This is a genomic window from Bacillus sp. HMA207, from assembly GCF_003402455.1.
Lineage (GTDB): Bacteria > Bacillota > Bacilli > Bacillales > Bacillaceae_G > Bacillus_A > Bacillus_A cereus.
The window spans coordinates 3852202-3872344 of the sequence record NZ_BEZT01000001.1; the positions used below are offsets into that span (position 1 = coordinate 3852202).

The following is a 20143-nucleotide window of genomic DNA, read 5'->3' on the forward strand; positions in this document are numbered from 1 at the left end:
CTAAAACATAGATGCCCACTATTACGTAAATAATAGTGGGACTTTTTCTGTCTGAAAAATTCACCCAACATACCGAATCATCGCCACCTCATCACAATAATCAACCTTTGGACAATGCCTACAATCAATCCATACTTTCTCTGGCAATGCATCTCTATTCACAAAATCAAACCCGCACTTTTGAAAAAATTCCGTTTCATATGTTAAAGAAATAACTCTACTCACTTTTATTTTCGCAGCTTCATTCATGACATGATTCACTAACATACGTCCAATCCCTTTTCCTGCATATGTATGCGAAACGACTAACGACCGGACTTCTGCTAGGTCCTCCCCTAATACATGTAAACCAGCAACTCCAACAATTCTCTCGTCTTCTTTCATAACATATAAACATTGCAAATATTGATAAAGAGACAAAAGAGAACGTGGTAAAACAACTCCCTCTTTTGCATAAACCTCAATAAGACTATAAATTTCTTTCACATCACTCGTCACCGCATTACAGATTTTCATATTACATCCCCTTGCCCCTCAATATTAATATTTATAACTTAAAATGAATTTTAATTCATAATTTTATATAATAATACATCTCTCTTTTCTCCTCGTCAATCAATTTATACAAACAAAAAACCAAGCAATCTAATCGATGCTCGGTTCCTCATCTCGTATCGGCAATATTGTTGAATATTTAATTTCACGAAGTGCCAAACTCGTCTGTATACGTGTAATACCAAGCTTATTCAGCTTTCTAATAAACTGCTCTAGTTCTTTACGATCACGATTTGCAACCTTTAATAAATAATCGTACTCCCCTGTTAAACAGTGACATTCTAATACTTCCGGCATCGATTCTAATTCTTTCTCCAACACTTCCAGCTTGTCAAATTGATGAATATTTGTACTCATAAAAATAAAGCATAATAAATCAAACCCAAGCTTTTCTTGATTTAAAATTGCAACTTGCTTATCGATGAACCCTTCCCCATCTAACCTTTTTATTCTTGCATGCATCGCAGCCGGTGATAAATTAACGCGACGTGCCAGCTCTGCATTACTTACTTGTGACTCCTTCTGCAATATATCTAAAATTTGTACATCCAAATCATCCAACACTTTAATAACAGACGACTCCATTACAATTCCCCCTTTTTTCTTACCGATGATTATTCGAAAAAACACCTTATAATTTATCCAAAACTGAATATCATTCTGTAAATATCATTCACAGATAAAAATTTTATCGAGTTTTTACCATTATACAAAAGAATATATTACATAATAAAGAAAAATGCTAAAATTATTTACAATTCGTATTGATTATAAAAAAGGGGATTTTAGCATGCCTTATTTTTACGTCTTTTTACTATTACTAACGAGCTTATTATGGGGAGGAAATTTTGTCGTTGGAAAATCACTCGTCGATCATGCATCGCCGATGACACTGACAAATTTAAGATGGATGATTGCGATTGTTTGTTTATTACCAATGGTATGGTTTAAAGAAAAGAAAATCCTTCCACCACGTACCGCAATACTTCCTTTAATATTGATGGGAATTTCAGGGGTCGCTCTTTTTAACATTTTTCAATTTTTAGCATTAGAAAAAACATCCGCTACGAATGTAGGTCTTATCTCTACATTGAATGCAATTTCAATCGCATTATTTTCAGTATTATTTCTAAAAGAAAAAGTAAATACACTTCAAATCCTATCCATGATTCTTTCATTCTTCGGGGTTATCCTCGTCCTATTAAAAGGTGATTTCTCGCTTTTATTTTCACTACATTTTAATAGCGGTGATTTATGGATGATTGCAGCAGTTTGTATTTGGGGAATCTATTCTGTTTGTAGTAAATGGGCAACAAAAACAACTACACCACTTATGGCAACGTTGTACTCTGGTATTTTCGGCGTTATTTTATTACTACCGTTTAACATAGGTAGCTTCACTGTTTCAAATATAAATACTTCTTTCATCACATCACTTTTATATACTGGGCTTATTTCGACAGTTCTTTGTATGGTATTTTGGAATATTGGCGTACAAAAATTAGGCGCAACTACATCAGGTATTTTTCTAAACTTCAATCCAATTTTCACAGCCATTTTAGCATTCATATTTCTCGGAGAAGAATTAACGTGGATACAAATTTTAGGGACAATTGTCGTTGTAACAGGATGTTATTTATTTTCTCATTTCAAAACTGTTGCCGTTCAGCCAACTAGACCTTTAATACGAAAACATTCTTAATGAAAAAACATCGTCATCTGGGTTGGCGATGTTTTTATTTATTCTTCATTTCTTTTATATACTGCTTTTCCTCTTCTGGCGATAAACGTTCCGTCGCCTTACCAGTATCTCCACCTTGAAGGCTCCATAAAAAGTTATGCTCCTCAACAGTTTGAGAAAAATCTCCTTTTTCCCATCTATTTATAATAGAAAGTAACTTCATTTTATATTGAAAACCTGTACTATTTTCAATATCCCTTTTTACATTAGAAATTTCCTTTTTTGTCATTTCTACAAATCCCCATTTTTCAGAGGATTTTACCTTTTGGTGCACCATTTTATGCATAGTAAAAATAATTTCACCTTCACTAATTTGCGGGGCTTCTTCTGCAGCTTTTTTCTCTTTTTCGTTTGCCGCTCGCTCGGTTTGAATATTTTTATTTTCTTTTTCCACATATGCAAGCAATTTCTTTCCGCCAACTATAGAAGAGATGATTACCATAATGGTAATACATATACCTACAATCCATTTAAAAAGCATTAGCTCTTCATCGCTTCCCTAACAATATGACTATCTACATATTGCTTAAACTTCACGATTTTTCCATTTTCAAGCTGCCATACATGAACAAATTCTGCTTCAAATGATTTTCCTGTTTCTTTATAAACTCCAGAATACATACCTTCAGCAATAATTACATCTTTTCCGTTTACTTCATGATATGTATTTACACTTGCTTTATAATCATCCCAGTCTGATCCTAAACGGCTAAATACATTTTCCATTATAGCTTCTACGCCTTTATATGTTCCGCCGTACGGGAAACCTTCTGCCTCTGTCCATTCCACTTTTTCAGAGAAGGCTTCTGCTAAATGCTTTGCATTCGAAGACGCTGATCCTTCATACGTGCTTTGAATAATTTCTAAATTTGATTTAGGCATATTACTTCCTCCCGTTTATTTATTTTTACACAAGACGTAACTGACATAGTTACATCTTGTGTAAAAAAATATTTAAATTGTTTTACTCTTAATCTATTTGTTGTAATCATTATAGTTACAATACTTCTTCAAGTCAACAATTATAAATAAAATTTACTTCGTTTTCATTACTTTCTCTTTTAAGAAACGATCTACATATCCTTCTGCTTTTACTACGAATAAATACGCACCCATTGATAATAATGCAAGATCTAATTCATATCCTGGATTCTTTCCATCTCCTAATAAACCTGCTGCTCCATTTACCTTTACGATAGCTCCAGCTAAAATAAGAGCGAATAACAATCCTACATATCGTACACCTAAACCGATAATTAATAATATACCACCAACTAATTCTACAGTTGCTACGCCGTATGCAAGGCCACCTGGTAAACCGATGCTTGTAAACCATCCTGCTACATTATCGATACCTGATTGAAACTTTGCTAAACCGTGTGCAAAGAACGTAACTCCTAACACGATACGAATAATTAAATTCCCAATATATTGATTCATTTTGAACTCTCCTTTTTGTTTTGTTATGGTGAACTTTTATTCACAAGTCAAAACAATACGGTATTTTATTTCATTCGTCAAATACTTTTTTAAAGAAAACAAAAAACATTATCCCTTTCACGGATAATGTTTTCTTACAAAATAGCGCTAATTCAAGCTTTTATTCTATCGCATAAAAAAAGTTGAAACATTTTTCCAGCGCCAATATAGGGCAGCAAAGAAACGTCCTCTTCCACAACCATTCCAACAACATTCACTTTCTTATCTACAAGTAAATCATGTGTGGCAACTTGCATCTCCCCTGCATATCTACCGTACAATTCATTATCAATTGTAATACTGCCTTTCTTTCTTACAATTGTATGCATCGGCTGTAACACCACTCTATTTCCTTCCCTTGATTCTACAGATCGAATAACATCACGAGCTGGATCTAGTCTATTTGTATGCACTTGCTCTACCACTTTTAATACTTCTTTATCAGTTATAAATGATTTGTAACGCAATGGAATAATCCCTCTACTTGCACTAGCTACTTCTTGCATACTTTCCAAACTTGCGCTTATATCTCCAATCAATACTTTATCAACACCACAATCTTGAACAAGTTCTAAGTACGCTTCAAGCGGGCGCATATTGCGATGTTTTTCTAACGTTGGTAACCCTTCATATAACGGACCTCGTTTTTCCGCATCTCCTGGAATAAATGCCATCGTCTTTATTCCACACTTCTGTAAATATTGATTTTGCTTTTGTAAGAAGGACTTTGCTAGTCCTGTCTCTGGACGTGGGTAAAAATTATGCCATGCTTCTACATTCTCTACTCTTATATGTTCTGCAAGTAATTCTTTCCAAAATGGCTTTGTAATCGTACTCGCATTTAAAGCTACTTTCATCTTATGAGATACGCTTGCAATTTCTTTTGGCGCAATGCCGTAATCCATTCTTAAACCGGTAATGCCCCAGTCCAATAGTTCTTCCACATTTTCATATGTTAGCCCTAAATGGTGTAACGATTTTGGAGAAACATCAACCATTAACTCCATTTCATGTGCAAGAGCTTGTTTCCCTAATATTTGAATTAACTCTTTATACGTATTTGGATCATCTTCTGGAATGTGCAGTGATGTAAAAATAGATGTAAACCCATTTTCCTTCGCTACTTTTAGCCACTCTTCTTGTTTCTCTACTCGTTCTTTTGAAAGATAAATGGAAACTCCGATCATATAAATCTCCCTTTCTATTAATAGAAAAAGAGAAAGGAATCCCTTTCTCTATATGTTTTCTGCCATTTCTTCTTTAAATCCGAAGAAGTACGTAAAGATAAATCCGAAAGCATATGCAATTACTAAACCTAAGAAATATAGTAAATATTTATTGTCAGCAATTAATGGAATTAAAGATAGCCCTGATACGCCAATTCCAAGAGAAGCTGTTTGCATAACTGCTTGGAATGCACCACCGACAGCCGCTCCTAAACAAGCAGTAATAAACGGTTTCCCAAGTGGTAATGTCACCCCGTATAATAACGGCTCACCAATTCCTAAAAAGCCAACTGGCAATCCACCTTTAATTACATTTCGAAGTCGCTTGTTTTTTGTTTTCACATAAATCGCAATTGCTGCGCCCACTTGGCCAGCACCAGCCATTGCGAGTACTGGTAATAAAGGTGTTACCTGTGTTTGATTAATAAATTCCATATGAATTGGTGTTAAACCGTGATGCAATCCGACCATAACGAGCGGTAAAAATGTTCCTGCAAGTACTGCGCCAGCAAATGCTCCGCCAATATTTAAAATAGCATTAATTCCGCTCGTAATACCATCTGATAAGAAACCTGCTAATGGCTGAATGGCTAACATCGTTACGATACTTACAACTAATACAGTAATGAGTGGCGTCACGATTATATCAACTGCATTCGGCACTGCTTTTCGAACTTGTCTTTCCACTACAACCATAAGCCATGCTGCAAAAATAACTGCAAACAATCCGCCTCTTCCAGGCACTAATGCTTCACCAAACAATTTTACGTTTGCCATCGCCGGATTGAAAATTAGAATACCAGCAATTGCCCCAAGAACCGGTGTCCCGCCAAATTCTTTCGCTGTATTCCAGCCGACTAAAATTCCTAAGAATGTAAAGATACCGCCGCCAATGAGTAGTAACATTTGTAACCACGTTGCATTTGGATCAGCACCAGCGTTTTTCGCAAAGTTAGCAACCCCGTTTATAATTCCTGACGCAACAAGACCTGGAATTAATGGGATGAAAATACTCCCTATTTTTCGTAAAAAGTTTTTCACCGGTGTATTATTTTTCTTCTTAATCTCTGATTTCATCTCTTGCCCAATATCTTCAAGGTGATGATCTGCTACCTCACCAATTCGTAGTCCTGTCAAACCTTCCATTTCAGCTGCTACTTTATTTACTGTTCCTGGACCAACGACAACTTGAAGCGTCTCATCTTCTATAACACCCATAACGCCTTCAACTTTTTTCAAAAGGTCCATGTTTACTTTACTTTCATCATGAAGCGTTAATCGTAGTCTCGTCATACAATGAGCAATACTACGAATATTTTTTATTCCTCCAAGTTGCTCCGAAATTTCCTTGGCCATTCTCTCTTCTTTCTTCATAATAGAATCCCCCTCCCTATTATTTTATAGTGCTTTCTTCACAAACCCTTTAGCGTATTTTAGTTTCTCCAGTGCTTCCCCATATTCGCACTGCAACAACACCATAACAATTGCAGCTTTTACGTTACGTTCTGCCTTTTCATAATACTCTGTCGCTACTTCATAACTAGCGCCTGTTGCTTCCACAATAATTCTTTTTGACCGTTCTACTAACTTTTCATTTGTGGATTGAACATCTACCATTAAGTTTTTATATACTTTTCCTACACCAATCATCGAAGCTGTTGAAATCATATTCAGCACTAATTTTTGTGCTGTACCAGCTTTTAAACGCGTTGATCCTGTTAATATTTCTGCACCTGTCTCTACTTCCACATTTAACTTTGCATATTTACTTATTTCAGCATTTTTATTACAAGAAATACTCGCTGTACTCGCTCCTACGCTCTGTGCGTATTTCAAGCCGCCGATTACGTAAGGAGTTCTGCCACTTGCAGCAATTCCAATCACTGTATCTTTCTCATTTAATCCAATACTTTTTAAATCTTCTTCCGCTAACTCTTCGCGATCTTCGGCACCTTCCACCGCTTTAGTAAACGCTTTCAATCCACCTGCTATAAACCCTTGCACCATTTTATCATCCGTGCCAAATGTCGGCGGACATTCCACTGCATCTAGAATACCTAAACGACCACTCGTACCAGCACCAATGTAAATTAAGCGTCCCTCTTCTTCAAAAGATTTAATAACAGTCTGTACAACCTTTTCAATTTGTTCTATCTCTTTTTCAACTGCTAACGCAACAGTTCGATCTTCTTCATTCATACTTTGCAACACTTCTTTTATGCTCATTTCATCCAGATTCATTGTTTTCTCATTACGATGTTCTGTCGATAAATTTTCTAACATATTGCCACCCTCTTTGAAATTATATTTCACACTTTTATTATAACTTTAAGAAACTAAAAATCAATAACTCTTTCTTATTTTATGAAATAAAATTTCACTACATGACATATTTTTGTCAAAGATCATAAAGTGAAACTTTAATCAGTGGGGTTTTGTTCATCCCCACTGATTATTAGCCCGCACCAATCGGGCTTTTACGGGCAGTTGATCCCCCACCTAACTTTCTTTGCTTCCGCTGAATTTTGAAGTGGGGGGCTTACTACCCGTTAACGGGATAAAAAAAAGATGAGTCTCCTCATCTTTTCTTCTACTTTAACTTCCGTAACCGCAGCGCTTCTTCTCGCGTCTCCATAAATTGATCCAATACTTTATTACCAATTCGATTGAAAGTAATAACATATAAAGCATCAATCATATTCAGTTGCGTCATTCTCGAAGCAATACTCGCAATACGATGATCTTGTTCTACATCTGGCATACAAAGGCGAATATCCGCTTCTTTATATAGGGGTGATGATTGATCTAATTTCGTAATTCCAATAACAGTTGCACCTTGTCTCTTTGCATACTGCGCCATTTCAAGCACATCTTTCGTTCGACCAGATGTTGAAATCGCAACAAATATATCGCCTTCTTTTAAATTTGTCACAAGCGGCAACATCATATGAAAATCAGATAGCATCATCGCTGTAAATCCAAGCCGCGTAAATTTATAAGCCCCGTCCATTGCTGGCGTAGCTGATCCGCCTACGCCGTAAAATATAATTTTATTCGCATTTACAATAAGATCTGCAGCTTTCTCAAGTTCCCTCTTATCTATTGCAGTAACACTCGCCTCAATTGCAGCTTTATTCACATAAGTAACTTTATTAAATAAATCATACGGTCCATCTTCTGTATTCATCACTGAAAAATCGTTAATATTATAATCAGCAATCGTTAATTCACGAACGAGTGCTATCTTAAATGCTTTAAAACTTCCGATTCCAATCGATTTACAAAAGCGAACGACACTCGCTTCACTTGCGCCTGCATTCGTTGACACTTCTTTCGTCGTTAAATTCGGTATAATCTCTGCATTCTCCATTATGTACATGGCAACCTTCTTCTCAGCTGGTGAAAATTGATCCATATTACTTTCAATTTTAAATAGTAATGTTGAAGCTTTCACTATTTAACCTCCACTTCTTACGGTTGCGTTCACTTATTTTCTCTTGCTTCAAGAAGGTAATAACCATCATCGCCAGGAGGATGAAACACATTTACAATGCGATTCCCTTTTTGATAAACAGTTCTTTCCCCTTCTGTCCACTTCTTTTCCCAACCGTTCATCCAAATCGCAACATCAGGTAAAAAAGCAGTATATTTCAGCTTCTGACCGTACTCACCATCTGCTTCTTCCGAAAAAATAGAAACCGGAAAATCTTTCACTTTTGATTCTTTCCATGCAGTAAATGGTATACATACTGCAATAAGTACGATTACACCGATAACCTTCTCCTTCGTAATCTTCACACTTCCCTCTCCTTGTCATATCACATACATAGATTTTACCATAATTACAAACCCTTCATGCTATATGACTATTGCTTTTGGGAATAAAAAAGAGCTTACCTACATCAGATAAGCCCTTCCCGTCTATACAAAATATTTCTTCAAAAGTGGCGGTGTAATAATCGTCGTCAATATAACAACAATAACAATCGCTGTGAAATTTTCTTTCGCTAATAAATTCGCCGTAAGTCCATTTGCAGCGATGATAAGCGCTACTTCACCACGTGATACCATCCCCGCGCCAATACTAATAGAAGATTGGAGATTAAACCCTGTCAGCCTTGCTCCTAAACCTGATCCGATTAACTTTGTGAAAATCGCAATGAGAGTCATAATAATAATGAACCAAAGCTGGCTTCCAATGCCTTGAAATGTAATTTCCATTCCGATACTTACGAAGAATACTGGAACAAATATTGCATAAGCGATCGGTTCAATTTTATGTTCCACTTCATGCTTATACTCTGTTTGAGAAATAGCAATTCCTGCTGCGAATGCTCCAATAATGCCTGCAATTCCCATCATTTCACTGTAATAAGAAAAAGAGAAGCAAATAATAAGAGCTGCACTAATTAACGCTTCTGTTACACGAAGCGGGACAAGCATTTTCATAATCCAAGGAACGACTTTCCAAGCAATAAAAACAATACTTACAAAGAAAATAATTTTCTTTACAATGACCAGTGTTATATTCACATCTTGTGTTCCTAAAAAACTCATTACAAATGCTAATAAAATAACGACAATGACATCATCAAATACGGCAGCACCTAAAATTGTTGTACTTTCTCTCGTATTCATTTTTCCTAGATCACGTAGCGTCTGCACCGTAATACTAACCGATGTTGCGCAAAGTAATAACCCTAAAAAAATGGCATGGGATTGTATTAATCCAAACAGCAATCCTGTTACATAACCACCGATGAAAGGAAAAATAATTCCACCGGCCGCTACTGCAAACGACGATTTCAAATTCCGATTTAACTCTTCTAAATCTGTTTCAAGTCCCGCCATAAACATAAGTAACAAAACACCAATCTCACTCAATTCATCAATCAGTTCAGAACTATTAATAATACCAAGTACAGCCGGACCGATAATAATACCGACAATTAACTTACCAAGTACAGAAGGCTGACCAAGTCTTACACTAATGTCACCAGCTAATTTCGTACAAAGTAAAATGACGACAAGTTCAAAATAAAATAACATAGCATCTGCTCCTACTTTAACTTTAATCAGTGGGTCGTTAACCCCCGTCCATTTCTGCAAGTAGTTTCCCCTATTGATCCGCATTTTATTTGTCATATTTTTATTTGACAAAATATTCTGAATTATATTAAGATTAATCCAGCAATTTTAAAAAACTACATACCATAACTGCACCTCCACTTCCTTACTTACTCTTTTTTAATGGGCTCATACTATAGTCGCAGTTATGGAAATGAAAAAACGGGGGGAGAGTCCAAAGTGAAGTCATTATTACGAAAAAAAGCGCTTAGTACTGAATCACCAAAGCAGCTAGCTAGAACATTAACTGCACTCGATTTAACATTTTTAGGAATCGGCGCCGTAATTGGGACAGGGATCTTTGTATTAACAGGTATTGTTGCAGCAAAACATTCTGGTCCTGGTATTATGCTATCATTCCTTATTGCTGCATTTACTTGTGCTTGTGTAGCCTTTTGTTACGCTGAATTTGCTTCTTCTATTCCTGTCTCAGGAAGTGTGTATACTTACGCATACATGACAGTCGGAGAAGTCGTCGCCTTCATCGTCGGATGGTGTTTAATGCTCGAATATTTACTTGCCGTTGCAGCAGTAGCTGTCGGTTGGTCTGGTTATTTGCAATCATTACTACAAGGGTTCAATATACACCTGCCCGCCATAATCGCCTCGGCCCCCGGCGTAGGAAAAGGTGGTCTCATCGATTTACCTGCTGTCTGTATTTTACTTCTTATTACGGGCCTTTTAAGTTTTGGTATACGCGAAAGCGCACGCATTAATAATATTATGGTTCTTATCAAGTTAGCCGTTATTATCGCCTTTATCGTAGCAGGTGCAAAATATGTAAAACCCGAAAACTGGACACCGTTCATCCCATTCGGATACGACGGTATTATTACTGGGGCTGCCACTGTGTTCTTCGCCTTCTTAGGATTTGATGCAATCGCAACAGCTGCAGAAGAAACGAAAAAACCGCAGCGTGACTTACCAATTGGTATTATCGGTTCTCTTCTTATTTGTACTGTTTTATATATGATCGTATCTTTCGTTTTAACAGGTATGGTTCCTTATACGCAATTAGACGTTTCTGATCCAGTTGCATTTGCATTGCATTTCGTTGGTGAGGATACAATTGCAGGACTACTCGCTGTTGGAGCGATGACTGGAATGACAACCGTTCTCTTAGTCGTTATGTATGGACAAGTTCGCGTTTCGTATGCGATGAGCCGTGACGGTTTACTTCCAAAAGCGTTAGCACGTGTAAATAAAAAAGTAAAAATCCCTTTATTAAATACGTGGATTACTGGCGTTGTTGCTGCTTTATTAGCAGGCCTTTTAGACTTACATTTGCTAGCGAATTTAGTAAACATCGGCACGTTAACAGCCTTTACATTCGTTTGCTGCGCAGTACTTATTTTACGAAAAACACACCCTGATTTAAAACGTGGATTCCGTACACCTTTCGTACCTGTATTACCAGTTGTCGCGATTCTTTGCTGCTTATATTTAATGATCAATTTGTCTAAAACAACATGGATTAGCTTTGCAGTTTGGCTTATAGTCGGCTTATGCTTCTATTTCTTCTACTCTAGGAAACATAGTCATTTAGCTATTGAAAAAACAAATGATGAAAAGAAAAAAGCATAACAAAATAGCTCGCCGTTTTAGCGGCGAGCTATCTTTCTGTACTATTATATTTTTTCGTCAACGATTGTAAAATGAAAAATATGCCGATGCAAGCTGTAAACCATGCCCAATTTCCTATTGATGTCGAGTATTTAACCATTCCAATACCTACAAGCAATAGAAAAATAATCACCTGATATATGAGCTTCCACTTTTGCATATATTCCCTCCTTTACTTCGTTCCCTTCTTTTTATTCTTCCAGGCATTCAAACTATCAAAGAAAAAGTTAATAAATAACGTTCCTAGTCCTGCTAATAAGAAAGTCATTAAAAATAAAACCCAAATACTTTTCTCTTTTAAGAGATAATATCCTACAAGGAGCACAACCGCGATCCATACATATTCAAGAATTCTTTTTAGCTTTTTCTGTTCCAAATTATTCGCTCCTTTTTTCTATGCTATTTTTAGTATAACAAAAAAGAAGCCTATCATGATAAGCTTCTTTTCTTCTCTCTTACTTGTTTATGCTTTTTTCAACGAGTGAAATTGCATATTCCATCGTACGATTCATTGTTTCTACCTGTGTATCTTTTACTTTTACATCTTTCACTACAGCTTCTGCCACTGTAATTTTTTGACTCAGTGCTTTCACTGAACCGTCCGTTACGTTTGCAGCTTGCGCCTTTTTCACTACTACTTTTGCAGATTCAATATGAACTTGTAATTTTTCTTTCAATGTTTTCGGTTGTTCTACTACTTTAGATTGTATAAATGTTTGATTTGCAGTTTTTAATTCATTATACGCTTGAATAATTTGCTCTCCATTACTTGCTACATTTTCAAACACTTGTTTTGCATTATTATAGCTTTTCTCTAGTTCTTGAAATGCTTCCTTTGAATATTGACCTGGCTTATCACCAAATTCATACGTACCAGCTAACACTTCTTTTACTTTTCCAAGTTCTTCAAATAACGCATTTACTTGCTCTAACTTCGTACGGTTAGAAAACTCATTGTACGCTGCTAATACTTCTGAAGAACTTAACGCTTTACTATATAATTTCGCAAGCGCGATTTTACCGTTTAACGGAATACCACCATTGCCGTTACTATCAGGATCAGCTCCAAGTGCAAATGGTACATTTGGATGATACACTTTTCCTGTAGCTGGTTGGCTATTTACTTTTTTACCATCGACATAAATAGCTACTTCACTTCCGTTATACGTTCCTGTTAAGTGATATGTTTTGTTTGCTTCTAATTGAACTCCAACACGTTTATAACTGCCGCCAATGTGAGCCCATAATTCAACATAGCCGCTTCCTGTAGACTCAAATCCAATTCCACCGCTCTCTGTATTTTGCAAAATACCTTGTCCACGGATTTGATTCATTGAAAATACCGTTTCTAACGTAAATGTATTTGCTACTTTCTCTTTTTGTGCTGCTGAAAATGGAAGGTATCCAAATGTATTAGATTGTCCGTTTAACTTCATAACATTCTTTTTCAATGCTTTATCATATTCAATAGTCACATTGCCCTTCACATCACCTTTTGTTCCAAATGGTGAATTGTCTTTAAATGTACCATCTGCAAAATTCACATCAAAAACATCAGCCTTTGGCACTTTTACATTCGGATCAATATCATCTTTTTTCGTAGTAATTTCTGCCGTTAACGGTTGCGCACTTTCATTACCAAACGAATCAATTGCAACGACTTCAAGTGTATATGTTTTCCCGCCATCTAACCCTGCAAGCGTAAACGTAAGATCTTTCGGCACTGGATCACGATAAAACTCTGAGAATGCTAACAATTTATTCTTTATTTCTCCCGTTTGCTTATCTCTAGCTTGTACACGGTAAGAATGAACAAGAAGGTTGTCCAACGCTTGTGGGAATGTTACTGTTGCTGCATTTGCTGTTACATTTGATACAGCAAGCTTTGCATCCTTAGCAAAGTAAGGCTTTTCTTTATCACGATCTTCTACATGTGTAAATGTTTCTTTCTTTGCTGGTAATTTAATTTTCCAAGGCTCGCCTGTCCAAGAATTTGTATGGAAATCACGGCGATTAATCGTCACTTCTTCTTCATCTACTTCTACTAATAAACCTTGGCTTAACGTACTAGCTCCTGGCGGGATATTCCCTTGTACTTTACCACCTTCAACTTCCATATAACTTACTGAAGATGTACCAACTGATGTAAAGTCTTTTTGATGTATCGATCTCGGATCATCTAACGGATAATGTGAATGACCTGAAAACGTAATAACTTGTGGATATTCTTTTAATACTGCATTAATTTTTGCGCTATCTTGCGTTCCCCATTCTTGGCTACCGTATACTGTATCTTTAATGTGCTGATGTAAAAATACAAAAATCGGTTTTTCTGGATCATCTTTTTGTGCTTTTACCATTTCTTCTTTTAACCAATTAATTTGCTTGTCCGAATAATAGCCATGAGTTGTTCCATTCTCGGGAGACATAACAAGGAAGTGATAACCTTTTACCACTTTATGATAATAAATTGATTCCATACCTGTTTTTTCTAAGAAACGCTTCTGTGCGCCCTCTACAGATAAACCGTTCCAATAATCATGGTTACCAAGAGAATTCATTCTCACGGCATCTTTATTTGCATTTTCATTATACACTTGCATGAAACGATCATATTGCTGCACTGACCCTGTATCCGTGAAATCACCTACAATAACAAATGCATCTTGCTTTGGTGCTAGTGTATTAAATTGTTCAATCGCTCTTTTCCAGCGAAATGTATCATCTGTTCCACTGTTTTTAATATGCACATCACTTACAACTGGAAAAACTATCTTCTTCTCACTTGATGCCCTTTCTTGCTTTTTCTCTTCCGCCTTGACTGATGTACTCCACGGAAATGATACGAATGCTAATACAAAAACCATTAATAATCCAATAAGGCCTTTTACTTTTCTTAAAGCATTTCTGTCCACTTGAATCCTCCTCATAATAATTGATTCATTACAAGGGCTATTTTATCTAATACATGTTAATGTCGTTTAAATAACAAATGAACTTTATTAGATTTTTGTAAATATACAGTTAATTAGAAATTAAGTCCAACATTCCTCGTACTATGGTATACAACCACCTTTTGTCTAAAAGAGTCTAATCATTCTTTTCCTATGACCATTTACATATAATCTTTTCTATAACACTAATGATAAGTTAAGGTTTAAGCCTATTAGACAATCTTAATTTTTAATATTTCCTTCTTTTTTTAACACATCGGCCATGCTTTTACATTTAATAGTAATAAAAGACAACTTAAAAGGAGGGGTTGTATTGAAGAACAAAAAAAATATTGGCTGTTTCGCTCCTTTATCTATCATTTATCCAGACCCTTGTCCACCGCCCCCTCCTCCAAATCCAAATTGTGAACGAGTAACAAATGAATTTGCAGGAAATTTCCTCATAACGAATAACACCATCCCCTCTGTCAAAGATGGATCACAATTAATGATACTGTGGCAAAGTGATGGGATACTACTTATATCAGGTACTGTCTCGGTTTACAATAGTACTAGCAGCACGGAAGCAATTATGATTCAAATTGTTGGAGCAGTAACTAATGTTTTCACTGTGTTTCCTGGTAATACAATATCTTACACAGGAAAAGACTTAGAGTCAGTCAGTATTATCAATATACAAAGTAACCCTTCACTATATTTAGAAGGTAAGTACTGTTGCGAATTTACATGTTGCTTATAGAATACCAATTTCATTGCTTTCTCAATAAAAAAGCATACCATTTACGGTATGCTTTTTTATGAAATCGGATAACGTACAGTAATACAAAACTCTCCTTGATTAACAGTTGTTCCTGTCGTAGTAATTCGAACAGTCGTAAAATATCGGACAGTGAAAGTACCACTACTTTGCGGTTGTACAGTAATTGTATCAATTACTGTAGCTCCAACTAAAAAATCAACTGTAATCGGGTTCGCACCTACATCATATTTCACGTAACCTGAACCATATACTTCTTGCGTGATATTATTTGTATATACAATTTGAGTACCAGCACCTGTAATAGACCAGTCTGTACATACTTGGTCTTGCACAAGTGTTTTATTAGAACAACAAGACAAACTGGAACTTCTCATTCCCATTTCGATCCTCTCCTATTCTGCTATGAAAGTGGATAACGTGTTGTAATACAAAATTCTCCCTGATACGTTCCAGCAGGTGTTGCAGGTAACACAACTTGTATACTATCAAAGCGACGATACGTAAAAGCAATACTCGTTCCTGGGTTTAATGTTTGTGTATCAATTGTACCCCCAGCAGAATCAAGCGCTTCTACAGTAATTGGGCCTGGTCCAACATCATATTTAACAAAACCAGTACCAACTACGTTTTGGTTAATATTATTTGTATAGAGAACATTATCAATTGCTGTTGCAACTACAGTAGCAGACCACGGACTACACACTTTATCTTGCACATAATTTTTATCTGGACAACAAGTTAATGCTGACCCTAAGCACTCACAAGACATAGTTGTTTCCCCTCTCTCTTTTATATTCCCTATATGTGTATGTCCCTCAGAGTCTTTTGCCTGTACTATTCATCTATTTTCAAAAAATATTCAAATGACTAGATAGATTCCGTTTTGTTTCTTTTCTTCATATATTTATAGACAAAGATACTAGCAACAATAAGAATAACGCCTCCTAATATCGGTAGCATATATTGTCCAACAACATCCGCTGCTTTTTCCCAATGCGGACCTAATTTCATTCCAAAATAAACATACAAAGTCGTTAACGGGAACATTGCTACAAATGTATATATGCTAAATTTCCATATGTTCATTTTCGCCATACCACACGGAACAGAAATAAGCGTTCGAACCCCTGGTACAAAGCGTCCAACAAATGCTACAACTGGTCCATATTTCTCAAAGAAATCATCTGCTTTTTGAATTTGTTCTTCTTTAATAAAGAAGTATTTTCCGTATTTTATTAATAGCGGACGACCACCATAATAACCAAGTGCGTATAACGTTAACGGTCCTGTCGTTCCGCCAAGTGTTCCAGCTAATACAGCTAGCCAAAAATTCATATCTCCCTCGTATACCCAATACCCAACCATAGGCAAAACAACTTCTGCCGGAATAAATTCGAACGTTAAAGCCAATACAACTCCAAAATAAGAAAACTGCTTTAAAAACTCGATTATATCTAAAATCATTTGCTCCATATTTTAACTCCTATCCTACGTTTACGTTATGCTTTTCTTGTAATTGAACTGGCGCCATTTTTACAATTCGGTTCAAAATAAATAACACAATTCCAATATCATCTAAAATACCGATAAACGGTAGGAAGTCTGGAATTAAATCAAGCGGCATCGCAACATAACCAACTAAAAAAGCAACAGATAAAATTTTCTTCTTTATTGAAACCTCTTTTGAAGTAAAAAAGTCAAATAGGAATGGAACAAATCGGCGAACATGAAATACAACTCTTAATCTACTAATAAGTTTTTTCATTTTTATATCTCCTCTCTTTGTATACGAAAAGGACCCTACCAAATATGGTAAGGGTCCTCAAAAAGACAGAAAGGGGCCTTTACCATTGCTGGTAAAGGTCTCACTAACAACGAAACGTTGCCAATAAAGCCGAGGGTTTCTCCCTGTAATGACGACTTTACTGTAATAAGTTACTCCCCTTTATACACAATTTTATACACTCACATTAAAATATTTCAGAGGGCTTGTCAATATATTTTATATCCCAATCCCTTTCGTAAAAAACAAAAAACGTATAGGAAATTTCTTACTATCTCATAATATACATAATCATTTTTGAACGAAAGGAGATGTTTCATTTGCATACCGTCTGGAAAGGTGCACTTTCACTTGGACTATTAAATATAGGAATTAAACTATACAGTGCCGTAGAAGAAAACGATATAAAATTTTTAAGCCTCCATAAAGAATGTTTAACACCTATTAAATATAAAAAATTTGCTCCTGATTGTACGGATGAAGAAATTGATGATAACGATATTGTAAAAGCCTATGAATACGCACCTCATAAATATATTATTATGGATGAAAAAGAATTAGCTGAATTACAACAAGCTCATGAACCACGATCCATTCGTATTATATCTTTTGTCCAAAATAACGAAATCGATTCTGTTCTTTATGATCGCTCTTATTTTATAGGTCCTACCCCAGGACATGAAAAATCGTATTTATTATTAAAAGAAGCTCTTGAACGTACAAATAAACTTGGGCTTATTCATATTTCTATTAGAAAAAAACAACATTTAGCTATTATCCGTAACTTTGAGGATGGTCTTATGTTGCAAACTATTCACTACCCTAATGAAATTCGCGCTATAACAAATACACCTAACTTACCAAGTAACGAAAATTATCCGATTCAAAAACAAGAACTCACAGCAGCAATCAATTTAATCCACCATCTTACAAATCCTTTTGAACAAGAGATGTATACAGATGAGTATAAAGAAGCCCTTACCGAACTAATCGAAAACAAAATTGAACAGCAGGAAAAAACCGAAACAATCTCTCCAGCTCCGAACATCATTAATATTATGGAGACATTACAGGCAAGCATTGAACAAGCAAAAATAAAAAGAGACAATAAAACAGAAAAAGAGGCCAAATAAAATTGACCTCTTTTTCTTTAAAGCGGATTACATTTCGGCATTTCAAGTCCAGACGATTGAGCTAGTTTTAATAAGTAGTAACATTCTTCTCTTGCCATATGATCTGCCATTCTAGCTGATAATGCACTTAATACTTCATGAGATAACTCGAGCTCTTCCACTTCATGTAAAAAATGCGAAAATAATTTCAATTCAAGTGAAACATCTTTCGTAAACTTCTTTAATGCAGGAAAATGATGCAGCTCTGTCCGTAAATACCCTGTCATTTCAACTGCCTTTAAGTAAAATTGTTCAAAATGCTTCGTAAATTCTTCGCTTTTCTCTTTCAATCTTTTTTCAACAAGATCTAATCCACCAGAAATAGAGCCTGCATGACCAGCCGCATCCGTTAACCAAACGAGATGATAATGTAATTCATGAAAAACAGGCGGAACTTCCCCTTTCTTCAAAAACTCTAAAACTGTTATATACTCTTCCACTTCGTTTACCATATGATTAATAAAAGTTGGCGTAAAATGAATCGTAATTTTCCCTTCCAGCTGTTTCTGTATAATATTTAATTTAAACGCCCGAATCTCCTTAGCGGCTTGTTCTGCCTCTTTTGAAAATGCCATCAGATTCACATTCCGAACTTTATTTAACAAATTCGTAAATGTTTCAACAAAGTAAGTAGCTTTTTTTATATCCTCTTTTTCCTTCGGAGCTAATGCATCCAGTAAAAATTGTGCATGATCAGTAAGTACCTTTAACCAAAATTGATGCTCAAACAACGCACTTTCTTCATAATTTCTCTCCACTAAATCCCCTCCGTCTATTCATCCTTCTCTATCACTTGAAGTTTATATCCATCCGGGTCTTGTACCACAATACTCTTCTCACTTTTGTTTTCTGTATATGCGATTTTATAAAATACTAACCTCTTCTTTACATTCCCTATGTTAGAAATTGAAAAGGTTAGAACATCAACTGAGTCCGTAACACTCTTCTCACGCCCGCCCAAACTGCGATTCATCACAAAACTAATTCTCGTTGAATCAGTATCATACCAAACCCCTGTAATATCTAATTGCGGCCTTTCTGAACTAGGTGTTATCCCTAAAATCCCTTCATAAAAATACAGAGTTTCCTTTAAGTTCTTTACTTCCAATACAATGAATTGTTTCACAGTCTCCACATTCATTCCCCCCGTACCTATTACTTTTTTATATGTGTCATAAATGCTCATTATGTCTGAATACAATACGTAGTAATGAACATGTAAGGAGGTTTATTCGTGAATAAATATATGAGATCATTCGTGCCCTATCATAGCCCTCTCGATCCTTGTCCTCCTATCGGAAAAAAATATTATTCTACTCCTCCTAATTTATTTTTAGGCTTTCAACCGCCAAACTTGCCGCAATTCACACCAAAAGAAGCACTACAAAAAGGGACTTTATGGCCTGTTTTTTATGACTATTATGAAAATCCTTATAAAAAAGGGCGGTGACTACTGACGTGAATCAATCGCTACCAGAAGAATACTATCAGCTTTTACTGGAGCTTCAAGAATTAGACTTTGTACTAGTTGAACTCACTCTTTATTTAGATACACATCCAGATGACACCGCTGCGATTAATCAATTTAATGATTTTTCCTATAAACGGAGAGTATTAAAACAAAAGATGGAAGAAAAATACGGACCACTCCAACAGTTTGGAAATAGCTATTCTAATGCCCCTTGGGAATGGAGCAAAGGTCCTTGGCCATGGCAAATATAAA

Annotated in this window: 26 protein-coding genes; 6 read left to right on the top strand and 20 right to left on the bottom strand. The window is 35.8% G+C overall.

Features of this window, described 5'->3' with window-relative positions:
• Nucleotides 1-60: 60 nt before the first annotated feature.
• Nucleotides 61-516: an N-acetyltransferase gene (locus HMAS_RS19910; protein WP_000686669.1), complete on the bottom strand. Its 456-nt coding sequence runs from the start codon at nucleotides 514-516 to the stop codon at nucleotides 61-63.
• Nucleotides 517-645: 129 nt separating this feature from the next.
• Nucleotides 646-1140: an Lrp/AsnC family transcriptional regulator gene (locus HMAS_RS19915; RefSeq protein ID WP_025709949.1), complete on the bottom strand. Its 495-nt coding sequence runs from the start codon at nucleotides 1138-1140 to the stop codon at nucleotides 646-648.
• A 205-nt stretch (nucleotides 1141-1345) separates the two neighbouring features.
• On the opposite strand from HMAS_RS19915, the gene HMAS_RS19920 reads away from it, so the two are divergent.
• Nucleotides 1346-2257, top strand: coding sequence for a DMT family transporter (locus tag HMAS_RS19920; protein ID WP_001146239.1), 912 nt, complete (start codon nucleotides 1346-1348; stop codon nucleotides 2255-2257).
• Nucleotides 2258-2291: 34 nt separating this feature from the next.
• Here the strand turns inward: HMAS_RS19920 and HMAS_RS19925 are convergent, their stop codons facing one another.
• The 9 genes from HMAS_RS19925 to HMAS_RS19965 all read right to left on the bottom strand — a co-directional run bounded on the left by HMAS_RS19925 (nucleotide 2292) and on the right by HMAS_RS19965 (nucleotide 10146).
• Nucleotides 2292-2777, bottom strand: coding sequence for a PRK06770 family protein (locus HMAS_RS19925; RefSeq protein WP_000897989.1), 486 nt, complete (start codon nucleotides 2775-2777; stop codon nucleotides 2292-2294).
• A complete protein-coding gene (locus HMAS_RS19930) occupies nucleotides 2777-3178 on the bottom strand; it encodes a nuclear transport factor 2 family protein (protein WP_001126697.1) in 402 nt (133 codons plus the stop codon). The genes HMAS_RS19925 and HMAS_RS19930 overlap by 1 nt, the downstream gene beginning before the upstream one ends.
• A gap of 153 nt (nucleotides 3179-3331) precedes the next feature.
• Nucleotides 3332-3736: a DoxX family protein gene (locus HMAS_RS19935; protein WP_001077751.1), complete on the bottom strand. Its 405-nt coding sequence runs from the start codon at nucleotides 3734-3736 to the stop codon at nucleotides 3332-3334.
• A 152-nt stretch (nucleotides 3737-3888) separates the two neighbouring features.
• Nucleotides 3889-4962 carry a DUF871 domain-containing protein gene (locus HMAS_RS19940; RefSeq protein WP_025709948.1) on the bottom strand — a complete coding sequence of 358 codons (1074 nt, stop codon included), beginning with the start codon at nucleotides 4960-4962 and terminating at the stop codon, nucleotides 3889-3891.
• Between the two features lie 48 nt (nucleotides 4963-5010).
• Nucleotides 5011-6375: a PTS transporter subunit EIIC gene (locus HMAS_RS19945; protein ID WP_000711297.1), complete on the bottom strand. Its 1365-nt coding sequence runs from the start codon at nucleotides 6373-6375 to the stop codon at nucleotides 5011-5013.
• A gap of 24 nt (nucleotides 6376-6399) precedes the next feature.
• Nucleotides 6400-7284 carry an N-acetylmuramic acid 6-phosphate etherase gene (murQ, locus tag HMAS_RS19950; RefSeq protein WP_000892348.1) on the bottom strand — a complete coding sequence of 295 codons (885 nt, stop codon included), beginning with the start codon at nucleotides 7282-7284 and terminating at the stop codon, nucleotides 6400-6402.
• Nucleotides 7285-7591: 307 nt separating this feature from the next.
• Nucleotides 7592-8455, bottom strand: coding sequence for a MurR/RpiR family transcriptional regulator (locus HMAS_RS19955; RefSeq protein ID WP_025709947.1), 864 nt, complete (start codon nucleotides 8453-8455; stop codon nucleotides 7592-7594).
• A gap of 29 nt (nucleotides 8456-8484) precedes the next feature.
• Complete coding sequence (locus tag HMAS_RS19960; RefSeq protein WP_000704958.1) at nucleotides 8485-8799, bottom strand: hypothetical protein; 315 nt, start codon at nucleotides 8797-8799, stop codon at nucleotides 8485-8487.
• Nucleotides 8800-8922: 123 nt separating this feature from the next.
• Nucleotides 8923-10146, bottom strand: a complete 1224-nt coding sequence (locus HMAS_RS19965) for a cation:proton antiporter (protein ID WP_061113410.1) — start codon at nucleotides 10144-10146, stop codon at nucleotides 8923-8925.
• Nucleotides 10147-10251: 105 nt separating this feature from the next.
• On the opposite strand from HMAS_RS19965, the gene HMAS_RS19970 reads away from it, so the two are divergent.
• Nucleotides 10252-11712 carry an amino acid permease gene (locus HMAS_RS19970; RefSeq protein ID WP_002197441.1) on the top strand — a complete coding sequence of 487 codons (1461 nt, stop codon included), beginning with the start codon at nucleotides 10252-10254 and terminating at the stop codon, nucleotides 11710-11712.
• Nucleotides 11713-11740: 28 nt separating this feature from the next.
• On the opposite strand, the gene HMAS_RS27810 is transcribed toward HMAS_RS19970, so the two are convergent.
• The 3 genes from HMAS_RS27810 to HMAS_RS19980 form a co-directional block, all read right to left on the bottom strand.
• A complete protein-coding gene (locus tag HMAS_RS27810) occupies nucleotides 11741-11911 on the bottom strand; it encodes a hypothetical protein (protein ID WP_001174840.1) in 171 nt (56 codons plus the stop codon).
• Between the two features lie 12 nt (nucleotides 11912-11923).
• Nucleotides 11924-12127: a hypothetical protein gene (locus HMAS_RS19975; protein ID WP_000435803.1), complete on the bottom strand. Its 204-nt coding sequence runs from the start codon at nucleotides 12125-12127 to the stop codon at nucleotides 11924-11926.
• A gap of 79 nt (nucleotides 12128-12206) precedes the next feature.
• The gene (locus HMAS_RS19980) at nucleotides 12207-14666 is read right to left on the bottom strand and encodes a LamG-like jellyroll fold domain-containing protein (protein ID WP_025709946.1); all 2460 of its coding nucleotides are present in this window, start codon (nucleotides 14664-14666) and stop codon (nucleotides 12207-12209) included.
• A gap of 352 nt (nucleotides 14667-15018) precedes the next feature.
• Here HMAS_RS19980 and HMAS_RS19985 point away from each other — a divergent pair, with 352 nt between their 5' ends.
• On the top strand, nucleotides 15019-15444 hold the full coding sequence (locus HMAS_RS19985) for an S-Ena type endospore appendage (protein WP_000791330.1): 426 nt from the start codon (nucleotides 15019-15021) through the stop codon (nucleotides 15442-15444).
• 56 nt (nucleotides 15445-15500) lie between these two features.
• Here HMAS_RS19985 and HMAS_RS19990 read toward each other — a convergent pair whose 3' ends face one another.
• The 4 genes from HMAS_RS19990 to HMAS_RS20005 all read right to left on the bottom strand — a co-directional run bounded on the left by HMAS_RS19990 (nucleotide 15501) and on the right by HMAS_RS20005 (nucleotide 17230).
• A complete protein-coding gene (locus HMAS_RS19990; protein ID WP_000525814.1) occupies nucleotides 15501-15845 on the bottom strand; it encodes a DUF3992 domain-containing protein in 345 nt (114 codons plus the stop codon).
• Between the two features lie 20 nt (nucleotides 15846-15865).
• Nucleotides 15866-16234 carry a DUF3992 domain-containing protein gene (locus tag HMAS_RS19995; protein WP_025709945.1) on the bottom strand — a complete coding sequence of 123 codons (369 nt, stop codon included), beginning with the start codon at nucleotides 16232-16234 and terminating at the stop codon, nucleotides 15866-15868.
• A 98-nt stretch (nucleotides 16235-16332) separates the two neighbouring features.
• Nucleotides 16333-16938, bottom strand: a complete 606-nt coding sequence (locus HMAS_RS20000; RefSeq protein WP_000437066.1) for a DedA family protein — start codon at nucleotides 16936-16938, stop codon at nucleotides 16333-16335.
• Between the two features lie 10 nt (nucleotides 16939-16948).
• Entirely contained in the window at nucleotides 16949-17230 is a 282-nt protein-coding gene (locus tag HMAS_RS20005; protein ID WP_000733852.1) for a YkvA family protein, read from the bottom strand.
• A gap of 338 nt (nucleotides 17231-17568) precedes the next feature.
• On the opposite strand from HMAS_RS20005, the gene HMAS_RS20010 reads away from it, so the two are divergent.
• Nucleotides 17569-18381 carry a Ku protein gene (locus HMAS_RS20010; RefSeq protein WP_000557745.1) on the top strand — a complete coding sequence of 271 codons (813 nt, stop codon included), beginning with the start codon at nucleotides 17569-17571 and terminating at the stop codon, nucleotides 18379-18381.
• A gap of 17 nt (nucleotides 18382-18398) precedes the next feature.
• Here HMAS_RS20010 and HMAS_RS20015 read toward each other — a convergent pair whose 3' ends face one another.
• On the bottom strand, nucleotides 18399-19178 hold the full coding sequence (locus HMAS_RS20015; protein ID WP_000440975.1) for a DUF2935 domain-containing protein: 780 nt from the start codon (nucleotides 19176-19178) through the stop codon (nucleotides 18399-18401).
• Between the two features lie 14 nt (nucleotides 19179-19192).
• Nucleotides 19193-19606, bottom strand: coding sequence for a VOC family protein (locus tag HMAS_RS20020; protein WP_001986206.1), 414 nt, complete (start codon nucleotides 19604-19606; stop codon nucleotides 19193-19195).
• Between the two features lie 48 nt (nucleotides 19607-19654).
• Between HMAS_RS20020 and HMAS_RS20025 the strand changes: the two genes are divergently transcribed.
• Nucleotides 19655-19870, top strand: coding sequence for a spore coat associated protein CotJA (locus tag HMAS_RS20025; protein ID WP_001046257.1), 216 nt, complete (start codon nucleotides 19655-19657; stop codon nucleotides 19868-19870).
• 8 nt (nucleotides 19871-19878) lie between these two features.
• Entirely contained in the window at nucleotides 19879-20142 is a 264-nt protein-coding gene (locus tag HMAS_RS20030; protein WP_001076510.1) for a spore coat protein CotJB, read from the top strand.
• Nucleotide 20143: the final 1 nt, after the last annotated feature.

Excerpts from the sequence above, each read along its gene's own strand:
- HMAS_RS19910 (WP_000686669.1), bottom strand. The coding sequence starts at position 516 with ATGAAAATCTGTAATGCGGTGACGAGTGATGTGAAAGAAATTTATAGT.
- HMAS_RS19915 (WP_025709949.1), bottom strand. The coding sequence starts at position 1,140 with ATGGAGTCGTCTGTTATTAAAGTGTTGGATGATTTGGATGTACAAATT.
- HMAS_RS19920 (WP_001146239.1), top strand. The coding sequence starts at position 1,346 with ATGCCTTATTTTTACGTCTTTTTACTATTACTAACGAGCTTATTATGG.
- HMAS_RS19925 (WP_000897989.1), bottom strand. The coding sequence starts at position 2,777 with ATGCTTTTTAAATGGATTGTAGGTATATGTATTACCATTATGGTAATC.
- HMAS_RS19930 (WP_001126697.1), bottom strand. The coding sequence starts at position 3,178 with ATGCCTAAATCAAATTTAGAAATTATTCAAAGCACGTATGAAGGATCA.
- HMAS_RS19935 (WP_001077751.1), bottom strand. The coding sequence starts at position 3,736 with ATGAATCAATATATTGGGAATTTAATTATTCGTATCGTGTTAGGAGTT.
- HMAS_RS19940 (WP_025709948.1), bottom strand. The coding sequence starts at position 4,962 with ATGATCGGAGTTTCCATTTATCTTTCAAAAGAACGAGTAGAGAAACAA.
- HMAS_RS19945 (WP_000711297.1), bottom strand. The coding sequence starts at position 6,375 with ATGAAGAAAGAAGAGAGAATGGCCAAGGAAATTTCGGAGCAACTTGGA.
- murQ (WP_000892348.1), bottom strand. The coding sequence starts at position 7,284 with ATGTTAGAAAATTTATCGACAGAACATCGTAATGAGAAAACAATGAAT.
- HMAS_RS19965 (WP_061113410.1), bottom strand. The coding sequence starts at position 10,146 with ATGACAAATAAAATGCGGATCAATAGGGGAAACTACTTGCAGAAATGG.
- HMAS_RS19970 (WP_002197441.1), top strand. The coding sequence starts at position 10,252 with ATGGGCTCATACTATAGTCGCAGTTATGGAAATGAAAAAACGGGGGGA.
- HMAS_RS27810 (WP_001174840.1), bottom strand. The coding sequence starts at position 11,911 with ATGCAAAAGTGGAAGCTCATATATCAGGTGATTATTTTTCTATTGCTT.
- HMAS_RS19990 (WP_000525814.1), bottom strand. The coding sequence starts at position 15,845 with ATGGGAATGAGAAGTTCCAGTTTGTCTTGTTGTTCTAATAAAACACTT.
- HMAS_RS19995 (WP_025709945.1), bottom strand. The coding sequence starts at position 16,234 with ATGTCTTGTGAGTGCTTAGGGTCAGCATTAACTTGTTGTCCAGATAAA.
- HMAS_RS20000 (WP_000437066.1), bottom strand. The coding sequence starts at position 16,938 with ATGGAGCAAATGATTTTAGATATAATCGAGTTTTTAAAGCAGTTTTCT.
- HMAS_RS20005 (WP_000733852.1), bottom strand. The coding sequence starts at position 17,230 with ATGAAAAAACTTATTAGTAGATTAAGAGTTGTATTTCATGTTCGCCGA.
- HMAS_RS20020 (WP_001986206.1), bottom strand. The coding sequence starts at position 19,606 with ATGAGCATTTATGACACATATAAAAAAGTAATAGGTACGGGGGGAATG.